Source organism: Devosia sp. (assembly GCF_017307565.1).
In the GTDB taxonomy this organism is placed as follows: domain Bacteria; phylum Pseudomonadota; class Alphaproteobacteria; order Rhizobiales; family Devosiaceae; genus Devosia.
In genome coordinates, this window is the sequence record NZ_JAFKHD010000411.1 from 1 (window position 1) to 13,883 (window position 13,883).

A 13,883-nucleotide genomic window follows, 5' to 3' on the forward strand; every position below is an offset into this window, starting at 1 on the left:
GGAACGAGTTGCCGAGGCTATCCGTGTAACCGGTTACACGCTCAACCAGGCCGGACGCTCTTTGCGCCAGCGTTCTTCCCGAACCATTCTCGTCGCGCTGCCCGACATTAGGAATCCTTTCTTCTCTTCAATTCTCGATGCCATCGAGCGGGAGGCAGCGGCGCGCGGCTATGGCGTATTGGTGCTCAATCTCTATTTTGGGCACGAGACAATACGCCGTTTGCAGGACTATCTTCTCTCCAACCGCGCCGATGGGTTGCTGTTGTTCGACGGCTCGCTGGACACGCATTTGCTGCGCACCATGGCAGGACAGGCGGCAGGCGTCCCCATCGTTGTTGCCTGCGAGGAAATCCCCTATTCGGGCTTTCACACCGTGCTCACGGACAATGTGGAAGCAGCAGCGCGCGCGACGCAGCACCTTGTCGATCTCGGGCACAGGCGCATCGGCCATCTCTTGGGACCGGATGGCAACGTGGTGTCGCGCGACCGGCTTGCCGGCTTCACCAAAGCCCTGACCGAGGCCGGCATCGCGCCGGCTCCGGAATGGCTCTTCCGTGGCAATTTTGACATGGAGAGCGGCTTTGCTGCTGCGGCGCGCTTCGTATCCCTTGCCGAACGACCCACCGCCATTTTTGCCGCCAACGACGAATCGGCCATCGGACTTCTCTCTGGGCTCAGGCAGCACGGGATCATCTGCCCGCGCGATATTTCGCTCGTGGGGTTCGATGACCTCGGCTTTGCACCACATTACGTGCCGCCGTTGACGACGATGCGCCAGCCACGCGAGGTGCTGGGCCGAATGGCGGCTGAGGCCTTGATCGACGTACTGGAAGAGCCGGACGCGCTGCCCTCCCCGCTCAGGATTGTGCTGCGCTCGGAGCTGGTGGTGCGCGAGAGCACCGCGCGGCTTTCGACGAGCGCATCATCGCCGGACGAGCATGTTTCCTAGGCGGGGAGGCATTTCCTTTTTCGTCAGATGAGTTAAAGGAGGGCGCGTGCGGTCCCGTAGCTCAGCTGGATAGAGCAGCAGCCTTCTAAGCTGAAGGTCACAGGTTCGAGTCCTGTCGGGATCGCCAGTTTTCCCATCTTCGGGTTGGCGGCTTGATGACGCGAAATCACGACGGCCAAGATGATGCTCTCGACCACCGCGCGTCGCCGCGGGTGGCGATAGCGAGTGCCGTGGCGTCGAGTGGCGCGTATCATACGGTAGTTCTCGGCATCGCTCTGGCTTTGCTGGTTGCTACGTTTATTGCCGCCATTTGCCTCGGATCTACATCCATTCCGTTGGGGACGGTTTTTGGCGCCCTGACCGGGCAGCCGGCCAGTGGCAATCCCGACTTCGACATCATCACCGCCATCCGGTTGCCGCGCGCCATTACGGCGTGTCTGGCTGGGGCGGCGCTTGGCGTTGCCGGACTGCAGATGCAGACGCTGATGCGCAATCCGCTGGCTGATCCGTTTGTGCTCGGGATTACGTCGGGGGCGAGCCTTGGGGTCGCGCTGGTGGTGCTGGCCTCGGGCAGCGCCATCGGGTCGTTTCTGACCGGGGGCATGGGGCTGGGTGGCGGTTTTGCCATTGTTATCGCCTCGACGCTTGGCGGGCTCTGCGTACTGGCCCCTACCCTCGCGATTGCCTCACGGCTGCAGAATCCGTCGACGGTGCTGATCTTTGGCCTGATGACCGGCTATGCCGTCTCCGCCTTTGTGACCTTGCTGGTTGCGGGGGCGGCGCCAGACCAGCTGCAACGCTGGATCGCCTGGGGATTTGGCTCGTTCAGCGCGGTGACGTGGAACGAGTTGCAGATTTTTGGCCCCGTGGTGGTGCTGGGGCTGGTCGTGGCCGCAGTGACAATCAAGCAATTGAATGCGCTGCTGCTGGGCGAAAACTATGCCCGGTCGATGGGGCTCAACACCACCGCGATGCGCATTCTGACCATGGCGGCGGCCTCGCTGCTGGCCGGCGCTGTCACGGCCTATTGCGGGCCGATCGGGTTTTTGGGCATTGCCGTGCCGCATGTAGCGCGCTCGCTATTGAAATCGTCGGACCACCGCGTGCTGGTGCCGGCGGCGATCGTGCTGGGGGCGCTGACGGCGTTGCTTGCACAGCTTGTGGCTTTGCTGCCCGGCCAGTTCGGCGTGTTGCCGCTCAACGCGGTGACTGCGCTGATCGGGGCGCCCATCGTCGCCTTTGTCATCCTGCGGTCCCGCAAGGGGATTTTCGTCGGATGACCCCGGCCCTCAAGACCCACGATCTCGCGGTCGGCTATGGCCGGCAGCCGGCGGTGTTGAGCCATATCAATCTGGCGGTTGCGCCGGGGGAAATGGTTTGCCTGCTGGGCGTCAACGGCATCGGCAAATCGACGCTGATGCGGACGCTGGCACGGATGCAGCCGGCGCTGGGCGGATCGGTCGAGATCGATGGCCGGGATATTTCCCGGATGAATCAGGGGGAGCTGGCGCGCAAGGTTGCCGTGGTTTTGACCGAGCGCGTCGCTATCGGGGCGATGCCTGCCTATGGGCTGGTGGCGCTGGGGCGTTACCCGCATACAGGGTGGGCGGGGCAGCTTTCGGACGCGGACCGCGATATTGTCGCGGAGGCGATTGCGGCAGTCGGCGCGCAGCATCTGGCGCAACGCGATATCAATGAGCTTTCGGATGGCGAGCGGCAGCGCATCCTGATTGCACGGGCGCTGGCGCAACGCCCCGCGGTGCTGCTGCTCGACGAGCCTTCAGCCTTTCTCGATGTGTCGGCGCGGGTCGAAATCATGGCCATGCTGCGGCGGCTGGCCCGCGAGCAGCAGGTTGCCGTGGTGCTTTCAAGCCACGACCTGGAACTGTCGCTGCGCACTGCCGATACGCTATGGCTAGTGGATCGCGCGGGCGCGATGCATGTGGGGGCGCCGGAGGATCTGCTTGCGGACGGCAGCGTGGCTGGGGTCTTTTCGGGGCCTGAGGTGGTGTTTTCGACGCTGGAGCGGAGTTTCAAGATTCGGGGCCATGGGGCGGTGCGGGCTTTTGTCACTGGACCAGGGGAGCAGGCGGATCTGGCGCGATCGGTGCTGGAACGCGAGGGACTCCTGGTTGTCGCCGCTGAGGAAGGGGCGGAGCTGAGGATTGTTGTGGCGACTTCGGGCTGGGAGGGGAGCGGTGCGCATGGCGGCGGGCGCGGAAGCAGTTTTGCGGAGCTGGCACTGTTTGCGCGGCGGCAAGCTCAGGGGAGCCACGATGTTTAGGGCTTTTTGGGCGGCGCCTTTGCTGGTCGCCTTTGCGGTGGCCCCTGCCCTCGCAGCACCTGTGTTCGACGAGCGCGGCTGCGCGACGGCCTACGAGCCGGGGACCGACTATTTCGGGACCAAGTCCGAGGTCGAATATGCGGCGAATTTCTCGGTCGCCTATTTTGACCACTACAAGGTGGTGACGGTTGCCCAGCCCTATCCGGGCGGGGCGCGGGAAAGCTATGTGCTGGTGCAATGCGGCACGCCGGAGCCGGAACTGGGGCCAGACCTCGCGGGCGCGCAGCACATCACTGTTCCCGTGCATTCGCTATTTTCCGGCGGCACTTCTCAGAGCCCGGCTCTGGTGGCGCTTGGTGAGGTCGGCGCGGTGACGGGAGTGGCGCAGCGCGATCTGATCGCGACGCCAGAGCTGATCGAGCACATGCAGGACCAACCGGTCGTCGAATATGCCGGCTCGGGGGTGGTGAATATCGAGGCGGTCGTGGCGGCAGCGCCCGATGTGCTTATCGCCGGGGGAAATGGCGAAGCCGAGATGGCGCGGATTGCGGCAGCCGGGGTGCCGGTGGTCAACTATGCCGACTGGCAGGAAACCTCGCCACTCGGGCGTGCCGAATGGCTCAAGTTCATGGGCCTGTTCTTCAATGCCGAGACCAGGGCGAATGCGGTCTTCAGCGACATTGTCGGGCGCTATGATGCGGCCAAGGCGCTGGTGTCGGATGTGCCGGAGAGCGAGCGGCCGCTGGTGCTGAGCGGGCAATCGTTTGGCGGGGTATTTTTTGCGGCGGGCGGACGTTCGTTCATCGCACGGCTCATCGAGGATGCCGGCGGGCGCTATGTGTTTGACGACGATACGGGAACGGGCGCGTTTCAGATCCACGATCTCGAGCGGCTGATCGTGCGGGCGCGGGCGGCGAAGGTCTGGATTCAGGCGTCGATCAACTATCACACGCTGGCCGATATTGGGCAGGACGACCCCCGGCTGGCGGCCCTGCCGGCGGCGCAGGCGGGGCAGGTCTGGGTGCCCGATGCGCTAAAAGGGCCAAATGGCGGCGTGCAATTCTACGAACTTGGCAATGCGCGGCCGGACCTGGTGCTTATGGACCTCATTTCCATTCTGCATCCCGATAGGGTCGGCGATTATCCGCGGGTGTTCAACCGCTCGATCGTGCTCGACTGACGGCTTTGGCGAAGCCGCTGTTGAAAGCAATATAAGGAAATCCTTATGTCGTTGACTCTTAACGGGGTCTTCACCATTGTCTTCACGTCCATGGTCCCCGCGAGGGGATAATAGGGAAGCCGGTGGGGGAGCGATCCCCAGTCCGACGCTGCCCCCGCAACTGTAAGCGGAGACGAAGTTTCCTTAGTCCACTGGCTTCGGCTGGGAAGGCGAAACTTCGGCCAGATCCGCAAGCCAGGAGACCTGCCATGGAAACGAGATCCATTTCAGGCTGATCGGGCGGATCGGCGGGAGGACCAGAGCGATGACGACCAATCCAATCCGCTTGCTTTCGGGCCGCTGACCGCGGCGCCGACGACTGCCTCTCCCCTATTCCGTTCAGCCTGCGCCTTTGCGCCAGCCGCTTCATCACTGAAGGTTGCTGGGGCGCCCCGCCGAGAAAGCTCCTGTTCATGCGCCTCAAGCCCCATGTTTCCTCCCTCGCCGTGCTGACGGCCATGCTCGCCACCGCGATGCCAGCCACGGCGCAGCAGACCGTGCTGGACGTGCTCCGCATCAGCGCCGCCGGCCTGACGCCGTTTGAAGAGAAAGAAATCGGGCGGTCGTATACGGTGATCGATGGCAAGGCTATCCAGCTGGCCGGCACGCCCTATGTGGCTGACGTGCTGCGGCAAGTGCCGGGGTTTGCGGTGTCGCGCACCGGCTCGTTTGGCGGCAAGACGCAGATCCGCGTGCGTGGTGCAGAAGGCAATCACGTCCTCGTTCTGATCGATGGCGTGCCGGTCGCGGAAACGTCTGATGGAGAGTTCGATTTCGGCAGGCTGCAAGTAGCCAACATCGAGCGCATCGAAGTTCTGCGAGGGCCTCAGAGTGCCTTCTGGGGCTCGAATGCCATGGCCGGCGTCATAAACATCGTTACCACCTCGGGTGGCGATGCGGGCCTGCATGGCAGCGTGGCGGGCGAACTTGGTAGTGATGGCACGAAGATGACCAGCGGTTCGCTGGCCTATGGGCAGGACAATTTCAACGCTTCCGGGTCTGTCACTGTTCGACACACCAATGGGTTCAACATCGCCCCGGTAGGCGACGAGCTGGACGGCGCAACGCATATAGACGCCAACGCTCGATTCCGTGCAGAAATCACCCCGCAGTTGTCCGTCGACGGGACAATTCGCTACGGAAAACTGTATGGGGAAACCGACGGCACCGATGCGCTCAGCATCGCAACAGATACACCAGACACAACCAAAGCCAACGAGCTCTTCGGCGCGCTTGGCCTCGGGTGGGTCAGCGAAGATACGCTGTGGTTCCAGAATGCACGCGTTAGTGGCGGCACTGTGGATCGAGACTCGGAGGGTGTTGGCTGGAAGAACGTGACCACTGGTGACAGATACAAGGTATCGTATCAGGTCGGTCGCCACTTCTACACGCCCGATTTCCTTGACGCCAAGCACACGGTCACACTGGGCTACGATCTCGTCCACGAGACCTTTCAGCAGCTCGTCACGCCGCTTGAGCGCCGGACCAGAACATCGAATTCTCTCGTCGGAGAATATCGTGGCACATATCTCGACCAGGTCTACCTGACCGCGGCACTCCGGCACGACTTCAACGACACCTTCGCAGACGCGACAACCTACAGCTTGAGCGGCGCCTGGCAGATTCCAGATACCGGCACAAAGCTGCACGCTTCGCTGGGCACTGGGTCGACCAATCCAACGTTCTACGAGCAATTCGGTAATGTTCCGGGGTTCTTCACGCCCAATCCAAGTCTGACGCCGGAAACCAGCCTCGGCTGGGACATCGGTGTGCAGCAGTCGCTGCTGGACGGTGTTGTGCTGCTGGACGCGACTTACTTCAACCAGACGCTCGAGAATGCGATCTCCGGCAACGCGAAAACGGTGAAGAACAATGTCGGCATCAGCACACGCCAGGGCGTGGAGCTCTCTGCGAGTGTGAACATTTCCAGCGGGCTTACAGCTGGCATCACCTACACCTACCTCGATGCACGCACCCCGACTGGCGATACGGAAATTCGCCGCCCGCAACACTCTGGCTCCATTAATCTCGCCTACAGACTAGAAGAGATTCCCCTTACGCTCCACGGCGAGGTAGTTCTCGTCGGGGAAGCCCTTGATAGCGTCTTCCTGCCCCCAACTTACTCCGCCAGCACGGTCACCCTGCCCGCCTATGCCGTGGTCAACGGCGGCCTCAATTATCAGGTCAGTGAGCAGGTTGAGGTCTATGGGCGGGTGCACAACCTGTTCGATGCCAAGTACCAGGAAGTCTATGGCTACAACACGCAGGGCCGGACCTTCTATGCCGGTGCCCGGGCGAAGTTTTAGGCCATAAGCACCGGCAGCTGTTTGCCGGACAAATCCCGCGATCTTGAGAACCGAGGCGTCTTCACGTCTCGGCTTTCGCACACCATATGCCGCTTGGCTTCCTTTTCAGGGCTGCACTCGATAAAAGGCCCTGAACGTTTACGAGGTAATCATGTCGGCAGTTGCTTCTCCCAGCCGCAAGGCCCTGGAGAGGATCGCGCGCGAGCGCATCCTCATTCTCGATGGCGCGATGGGAACGCAGATCCAGGGGCTTGGCCTATCCGAGGACGACTTTGTCGGTCACGGTTCGGGTCATGTCTGCCGACACCATTCCGATCATCCGCAGAAGGGCAACAACGACCTTCTGATCTTGACCCAGCCCGAAGCGATTGAAGAAATCCACTTCAAATACGCCATGGCTGGCGCCGATATCGTTGAAACCAATACGTTTTCGGCGACGACCATTGCCCAGGCCGACTATGGCATGGAATCGGCAGTTCACGATCTCAACGTCGAAGGCGCACGTGTCGTGCGCCGGGCGCTCGACCGCGCAACGGCGATCGACGGCAAGCCGCGCTTTGTCGCCGGCGCGGTCGGCCCGACGAACCGGACGGCTTCGATCAGCCCGGATGTGAACAATCCCGGCTTTCGCGCCGTCACCTTCGAAGACCTGCGCAAGGCCTATTCGCAGCAGGTGAATGGCCTGATCGAGGGCGGCGCCGACGTCATCCTGATCGAGACGATTTTCGATACGCTCAATGCCAAGGCAGCGATCTTTGCCTGCATGGAAGCGTTTGAAACGCGCGGCGTAGCGCTGCCGATGATGATTTCGGGCACGATTACCGACGCCTCCGGCCGCACGCTGACGGGCCAGACGCCGACGGCTTTCTGGCATTCGGTGCGCCATTCGCGCCCCTTCACCATCGGGCTCAATTGCGCCCTTGGCGCCGAAGCGATGCGCCCGCACATGGCCGAAATCTCGTCTGTGGCCGATACCTTCACCTGTGCCTATCCCAATGCCGGCCTGCCCAATGCCTTTGGCGGCTATGACGAGGGGCCGGAGGATACCGCGCGCCAGGTTGGCGAATTTGCCCGCGAGGGAATCGTCAACGTGGTCGGCGGCTGCTGCGGCACAACGCCCCACCATATCCGCGCCATTGCCGCTGCCGTTGCCGGCGTTGCCCCGAGGGTCGTGAAGTGAACCACTATCTCCGCCTCTCCGGCCTCGAGCCTTTCGTCCTCACGCCCGACATTCCCTTCGTCAATATCGGGGAACGCACCAATGTCACGGGCAGCGCGCGCTTCCGCAAGCTGATCACCGCGCGCGACTATGCCGCCGCGCTCGATGTTGCGCGCGACCAGGTCGAGAACGGCGCGCAGGTCATCGACATCAACATGGACGAGGGCCTGATCGACTCGAAGGCGGCGATGGTCGAGTTTCTCAACCTCATCGCCTCGGAGCCGGAAATCGCCCGTGTGCCGGTGATGATCGACAGCTCCAAATGGGAAGTGATCGAGGCCGGGCTCCGGTGCGTGCAGGGCAAGCCGATCGTCAACTCGATCAGCCTCAAGGAAGGCGAAGAACAGTTCCGCCACTATGCAGGGCTCTGCCTGGCCTATGGTGCTGCGGTCGTCGTCATGGCCTTTGACGAGGCCGGCCAGGCCGACACCTTCAAGCGCAAGACGGAAATCTGCGCGCGGGCTTATCGCATTCTCGTCGATGATATGGGCTTTCCGCCCGAAGACATCATCTTCGACCCCAACGTGTTTGCCGTCGCCACCGGTATCGAAGAGCACGATAATTACGGCGTCGACTTCATCGAAGCGGCGGCATGGATTCGCAAGAACCTGCCCTATGCCCATATTTCGGGCGGCGTTTCGAACCTCTCCTTTAGCTTCCGCGGCAATGAGCCGGTGCGCGAAGCCATGCATGCCGTGTTCCTCTACCACGCCATCAAGGCGGGCATGGACATGGGAATCGTCAATGCCGGACAGCTGGCGGTCTATGACCAGATCGACGCCGACCTGCGCGAGGCCTGCGAGGATGTAATCCTCAACCGCAAGCCCAAGGGCGAAGGCACGGCGACGGAGCGGCTGCTCGAGATTGCCGAGCGCTTCAAGGGCGGGCAGCGCGAGGAAAAGGTGCGCGACCTGGCCTGGCGCGAATGGCCGGTCGAAAAGCGGCTTGAACATGCGCTGGTCAACGGGATCACCGAATTCATCGAGGCGGACACCGAAGAAGCGCGGCTCAAGGCCGAGCGTCCGCTGCACGTGATCGAAGGCCCGCTAATGGCGGGCATGAACGTCGTCGGTGACCTCTTTGGCGCAGGCAAGATGTTCCTGCCGCAGGTGGTGAAATCCGCCCGCGTGATGAAGCAGGCCGTTGCCGTGCTGCTGCCCTATATGGAAGCCGAAAAGGCCGCTACCGGAGGCTCGCAGCGGCAATCGGCCGGCAAGATCCTGATGGCGACGGTGAAGGGCGACGTGCACGACATCGGCAAGAACATCGTAGGGGTCGTGCTCGCCTGCAACAATTACGAGATCGTCGATCTCGGCGTCATGGTGCCGCCGCAGAAGATTCTGGAAGTGGCGCGGGCGGAAAAGGTCGACATTATCGGCCTTTCGGGGCTGATCACGCCGTCGCTCGACGAAATGGTGCATATGGCCAGCGAAATGGAGCGGGAAGGTTTTGACCTGCCGCTGCTGATCGGTGGGGCGACCACCTCCAAGGTGCATACGGCCGTAAAGATTGCGCCGCGCTATACGCGTGGGCAGGCGATCTACGTGACCGACGCCAGCCGCGCCGTGGGCGTGGTCGGGCAGCTGCTGTCACCGACTATGAAGCCGGACTATGTCGAGAGCATCCGCTCCGAATATGTGGAGGTGGCCGAAAAACACGAGCGCGCCGAACTGGCCAAGCAGCGCCTGCCGCTGACTTCGGCACGGGCCAATGCGTTCCAGGTCGACTGGTCGAATTACAGCGTCAACGCCCCACAGTTCCTTGGCACCCGTGTCATTTCGGACTGGGACCTGGCCGAGATTGCCAAATATATCGACTGGACACCGTTCTTCCAGACCTGGGAGCTCAAGGGCGTCTATCCGCGCATTCTCGACGACGAGAAGCAGGGCGAGGTGGCGCGCCAGCTTTTTGCCGATGCGCAGGAGATGCTCGCCAAGATCATCGCAGAAAAATGGTTCAAGCCGCGTGCGGTGGTTGGCTTCTGGCCGGCCAATGCGGTGGGCGACGATATTCGCCTGTTCACCTCGGAAGATCGCAAGACCGAACTAGCAACGCTCTTTACCCTGCGCCAGCAGACTTCCAAGCGCGAAGGCCGGCCGAATGTCGCGCTGGCCGACTTTGTCGCCCCCAAGGGTACGCCGGACTATGTCGGCGGGTTCGTGGTGACGGCGGGCCCGGAGGAAAACGAAATCGCCGAGCGCTTCGAGCGGGCGAATGACGACTTTGGCTCGATCATGGTGAAGGCGCTGGCCGACCGTTATGCCGAGGCCATGGCCGAAATGCTGCATGAGCGGGTGCGCAAGGAGCTCTGGGGCTATGCCTCGGACGAGACCTACAAGCCCAGCGAGCTGATCGGGGAACCCTATCGCGGCATCCGCCCTGCCCCCGGCTATCCGGCGCAGCCCGACCACACCGAGAAATTGACCCTATTCCGCCTGCTCGACGCCGAGGCGGCAGCAGGAGTGCGGCTGACCGAGAGCATGGCCATGTGGCCGGGTTCTTCAGTGTCGGGCATCTATCTCGGCCACCCCGACGCCTATTATTTCGGCGTGGCCAAGGTCGAGCGCGATCAGGTGCTGGACTATGCCGAGCGCAAGGGAATGGCCGTGGAAGAGGTGGAGCGCTGGCTGGCGCCGATCCTCAACTATTCCGCCGGTTAGGGGTCCAGGAGCGTTCCTGGCCCGCTGCGGCGACGCGCGCGGCGACAAAGAGCAGGTCTGACAGGCGGTTGAGATAGACCCGCCCGTCGACCGTGCGCTCATCTTCCATGGACAGCAGGCGGCGCTCGGCGCGGCGGCAGACGGTGCGCGCCATATGGAGGGCCGCGACGGCTGGCGTTCCGCCGGGCAGGATGAACTCCTTGAGCGGCGGCAGGTCGGCATTCCAGGCGGAAACCGTCGCTTCGATCGCTTCGATGTGAGCCGAGGTCAGCACCGGATGGCCAGGCATCGAGAGGGCGCCACCAAGATCGAAGAGGTCGTGCTGAATGAGGACCAGGGCTTCGCGCAGGAGGTCGTTGGCCTGCTGGCTTTCGGCGAAGCCGACGACGCTGTTCAGCTCATCGACCGTGCCGATGGCCTCAATCAGGGCGGAATCCTTGCGCAGGCGCGATCCGTCCGAGAGGCCAGTTGAGCCGTCGTCGCCGGTGCGCGTGACGATCCTTGAAAGCCGGTGTCCCATTCAGTTCTCCAAGACCAGGTTCGCTGCGAGCGCAACCTCTTGGTCCGGCCATGCCGATCTGTCAATCGGCGGAGACGCTGGCAGGGCAAGCAAAATCGGCAGGCCATCTTTCAGCGATGTCGCAATAACCACGGGTCGTAACTATTCGCCGTTAGAGCTACTTGCGCGTCTGTGGCTTTGCCAAATAAAGTTACCCTGCGGGGGCACCGCATTTGGGGGACTATCATGTATAAGGCTCTGGCAGGCATCGTGCTTGCTGTAACGGCGGTTGGTGTCGTCGACGCCTCCGCGCTGGATCGTCGCGTGCGCATCAACAACAACACGTCCTACGACATCGTCCGGTTCTACGCCTCGAATACCGGCACCAATTCCTGGCAAGAGGACATCCTGGGCGACGATATCCTGCCCTCCGGCTATAGCGTGGTGATCAATATCGACGACGGTACCGGCTACTGCAAATACGACTTCCTCGCGGTGTTCGACGATGGCGACCAGGTGACTGCCGCCAACAAGACTGTCTGCGAACTGGCCGAGTTCAGCTTCACCGACTAGGCGGCTCCGCGACCTGTCCGCCTCCTCCAAAACTGGGGGCGGATGGGGCCGAATGGGTGAGTCAAAGGGTGTTTTGGGCCCCAGGCCCGGCAGCATTCCACTGCAAATTGACCTCGCGACGGACGAAAAATCGAGGAGCGCCAATCCCTCGGACTGGCCACGGAAACTCGCCTTTTTCTGGGATTTTTTGACCGGAAGCGCTGCGACTGAGCACAGGCATTTGACCGGGCCGACGGCCGCTGGGGTTGTGCGCTTGGTTAAAATACGGCAAATTTGGGATCAATCCTGGGGGATGAGACGCTGGACTCAAATCTGACGCCACCCACCATCGTGCTCTTTGATCTCGATGGAACATTGGTACATCACGTCAATCCGCGTGTCTTGCAGACGCTGGAGTTTCTTGACGATTGCTCGCACCGCGCCGCACGGCTGGTCGCGCGTTTCCGGCTGATGCGCCGGCACGCTGCAACCGCACCGCGCAAGGCGCCGAAGCTGTTGGTGCATCGTGTTCTCCACCGCGTGCGGCGGAAGTCCGTCGAGGAAATGCTGCTGCCTTGCGAGAACCTGCGGCCGGTGCTGGAGCGGCTGCGCGCCAATGGCGTGCTGCTGGGCGTCGTCAGCAATGGCCTCGGCCGTGGCTATGGCCACGACGTGCTCGAAGCCTTTGACCTCAAGAAATACTTCTCGGCCTGTATTTTTCGCGAGGATGTCGGCCGCGGAAAGCCCTGGCCGGATTCCATCCTTGCCGCGCTTGGTGGCCTTGGGCGCGACCTGAGGGCGCGCGACGTCATCTGGTATGTCGGTGACCAGCGCAAGGATATCGACGCGGCAATGGCCGCAGCGGCGAGCCTGGACCGCCCGATCGTGCCGATTGCGCTTGGGCCGCGAGCGGCGATGCGCGCTGTCGAAGGCGACTGCCCGAACATGCAGATCGCCTGGTCGGCGCATGAGCTCGAGCGCGTGTTTTACGATATTTTCGGGACCGAAGAGCAGAGCCCGATGCGGGCGCCCTACCCCGTGGTTTCGGCCTGACGGTGTCGCTGCCCCTGACGGGCAGCGCTAGCCGGTCAAGGGCAGCCTAGAAATCAAAACCCATCTGATTGGTCGAGGGAGCCGGCGCCGCCGCGGGTGCGGCCTCCCTGGCGGGCTTTTCGGCCTTTGCCGCGGGCTTCTTGCGGGGCGCGCGTGCTGGCTTGGGTGCGGGCGCTGCCTCGACGACGGGCTCGGCCATGACTTCGATGACGGGAGCCTCGGCGACGGCCTCGATCACGGGCTCGGCGGAAGCCTCCACCTCAGCGCCGCGGATGGCGTCGAGCCAGTTGCGGGCGGCGTCGAGCTTGCCGGGCTTGAAGGCGTAGACGTTTTCCCGCCCTTTCTTCACCTCGGCCACGAGGCCGGCGGACTTGAGGACGCGCAGGTGGCGCGAGATGGCCGGGCGGCTGATGGAGAAAGCCTCGGTCAGGACGTGCACGGGGGTCGGGGCGACCTTGAGGATCTCGAGGATCCTGCACCGCGTGATGTCGGCCAGCGCCGAATAGAGAACGATCGGTGGTTTTGACTTTCTGCTCATAGGCGCAGGCCTACGTAACGGAGGCGTTACAGGTCAAGCGAGAGCACTCTTTCTTCACCAGAAACGTTTGGCTTGCGTTGAGGATGACATCGGATTGCCGCGGTCCGGCAATAAATTGGTCACCGCCTGCGCCGCAGTCTGGTCGCAGGAGGAGTTGTCATGACCCACGCAAACGATCGCAAATCCTATTCCTGGTGGAGCCGCGAGCAGCGTCCTTTCACCATTGCCGAGGTGGCGGTCGACGCCGCGGTGCATATTCTGGGTCTCGTGGTGGCTGTGGCGGCCGGATCGGTCTTGCTGGCGCTGACGCTGCTGCATACGGCGCCGGAGGCCTTCCCGGCGCTGATGGTTTATGTGGCGACCCTGGTGGTCGTGCTCGGCGTGTCGCTGGCCTATAACATGGCACCAGTCTCCCCGATCAAGCGATTGCTGGCGCGCTTCGATCAGGCGGCAATTTTCCTTTTCATTGCAGGCTCTTATACGCCTTTTCTCGCCGTGATCGGGGGGACGCAGGCAGGGGCAATCATGATGAGCCTTGTTTGGGGCGCATCGCTGATCGGGGTGGCGCTGAAACTGATCGTGCCGTTCGGGCCCGGATCCAGCC

General features: G+C 62.7%; 10 protein-coding genes, 1 tRNA gene, 1 pseudogene and 1 riboswitch. Of the genes and pseudogenes, 10 read left to right on the forward strand and 2 right to left on the reverse strand.

Annotated elements, in window-relative coordinates; translation table 11 throughout:
- From J0I64_RS16875 to metH, 7 genes and pseudogenes are all read left to right on the forward strand, one after another.
- Positions 1–949, forward strand: a 949-nt coding sequence (locus tag J0I64_RS16875) for a LacI family DNA-binding transcriptional regulator (RefSeq protein ID WP_291410332.1), incomplete at its 5' end; no start/stop codon positions are given.
- Positions 950–999: 50 nt separating this feature from the next.
- Positions 1,000–1,076: transfer RNA gene (locus J0I64_RS16880), tRNA-Arg, on the forward strand.
- Positions 1,077–1,104: 28 nt separating this feature from the next.
- Positions 1,105–2,229 carry an iron ABC transporter permease gene (locus J0I64_RS16885; protein ID WP_291410334.1) on the forward strand — a complete coding sequence of 375 codons (1,125 nt, stop codon included), beginning with the start codon at positions 1,105–1,107 and terminating at the stop codon, positions 2,227–2,229.
- Positions 2,226–3,233 carry an ABC transporter ATP-binding protein gene (locus tag J0I64_RS16890; RefSeq protein WP_291410336.1) on the forward strand — a complete coding sequence of 336 codons (1,008 nt, stop codon included), beginning with the start codon at positions 2,226–2,228 and terminating at the stop codon, positions 3,231–3,233. Before J0I64_RS16885 ends, J0I64_RS16890 begins: the two co-directional genes overlap by 4 nt.
- Positions 3,226–4,413: an ABC transporter substrate-binding protein gene (locus J0I64_RS16895; RefSeq protein ID WP_291410338.1), complete on the forward strand. Its 1,188-nt coding sequence runs from the start codon at positions 3,226–3,228 to the stop codon at positions 4,411–4,413. Before J0I64_RS16890 ends, J0I64_RS16895 begins: the two co-directional genes overlap by 8 nt.
- 74 nt (positions 4,414–4,487) lie before the next feature.
- A riboswitch (cobalamin riboswitch) is annotated at positions 4,488–4,679 on the forward strand.
- Positions 4,680–4,865: 186 nt separating this feature from the next.
- A complete protein-coding gene (locus tag J0I64_RS16900) occupies positions 4,866–6,758 on the forward strand; it encodes a TonB-dependent siderophore receptor (RefSeq protein ID WP_291410340.1) in 1,893 nt (630 codons plus the stop codon).
- 151 nt (positions 6,759–6,909) lie between these two features.
- Positions 6,910–10,637, forward strand: a pseudogene (gene metH / locus J0I64_RS16905) (methionine synthase).
- Here the strand turns inward: metH and J0I64_RS16910 are convergent.
- Complete coding sequence (locus J0I64_RS16910) at positions 10,618–11,157, reverse strand: cob(I)yrinic acid a,c-diamide adenosyltransferase (protein ID WP_291410341.1); 540 nt, start codon at positions 11,155–11,157, stop codon at positions 10,618–10,620. The pseudogene metH and the gene J0I64_RS16910 overlap by 20 nt on opposite strands.
- A 225-nt stretch (positions 11,158–11,382) precedes the next feature.
- Here J0I64_RS16910 and J0I64_RS16915 point away from each other — a divergent pair, with 225 nt between their 5' ends.
- Positions 11,383–11,709, forward strand: a complete 327-nt coding sequence (locus J0I64_RS16915) for a hypothetical protein (RefSeq protein WP_291410343.1) — start codon at positions 11,383–11,385, stop codon at positions 11,707–11,709.
- Between the two features lie 330 nt (positions 11,710–12,039).
- A complete protein-coding gene (locus J0I64_RS16920; protein WP_291410345.1) occupies positions 12,040–12,741 on the forward strand; it encodes an HAD-IA family hydrolase in 702 nt (233 codons plus the stop codon).
- A 46-nt stretch (positions 12,742–12,787) separates the two neighbouring features.
- Here the strand turns inward: J0I64_RS16920 and J0I64_RS16925 are convergent, their stop codons facing one another.
- A complete protein-coding gene (locus J0I64_RS16925) occupies positions 12,788–13,279 on the reverse strand; it encodes a metalloregulator ArsR/SmtB family transcription factor (RefSeq protein WP_291410348.1) in 492 nt (163 codons plus the stop codon).
- 159 nt (positions 13,280–13,438) lie between these two features.
- Here J0I64_RS16925 and J0I64_RS16930 point away from each other — a divergent pair.
- Positions 13,439–13,883, forward strand: a 445-nt coding sequence (locus J0I64_RS16930; RefSeq protein ID WP_291410350.1) for a hemolysin III family protein, incomplete at its 3' end; no start/stop codon positions are given.

What these genes read in the sequence shown, in the direction of transcription:
- J0I64_RS16885 (WP_291410334.1), top strand. Translation starts at nt 1,105, where the DNA reads ATGACGCGAAATCACGACGGCCAAGATGATGCTCTCGACCACCGCGCG.
- J0I64_RS16890 (WP_291410336.1), top strand. Translation starts at nt 2,226, where the DNA reads ATGACCCCGGCCCTCAAGACCCACGATCTCGCGGTCGGCTATGGCCGG.
- J0I64_RS16895 (WP_291410338.1), top strand. Translation starts at nt 3,226, where the DNA reads ATGTTTAGGGCTTTTTGGGCGGCGCCTTTGCTGGTCGCCTTTGCGGTG.
- J0I64_RS16900 (WP_291410340.1), top strand. Translation starts at nt 4,866, where the DNA reads ATGCGCCTCAAGCCCCATGTTTCCTCCCTCGCCGTGCTGACGGCCATG.
- J0I64_RS16910 (WP_291410341.1), bottom strand. Translation starts at nt 11,157, where the DNA reads ATGGGACACCGGCTTTCAAGGATCGTCACGCGCACCGGCGACGACGGC.
- J0I64_RS16915 (WP_291410343.1), top strand. Translation starts at nt 11,383, where the DNA reads ATGTATAAGGCTCTGGCAGGCATCGTGCTTGCTGTAACGGCGGTTGGT.
- J0I64_RS16925 (WP_291410348.1), bottom strand. Translation starts at nt 13,279, where the DNA reads ATGAGCAGAAAGTCAAAACCACCGATCGTTCTCTATTCGGCGCTGGCC.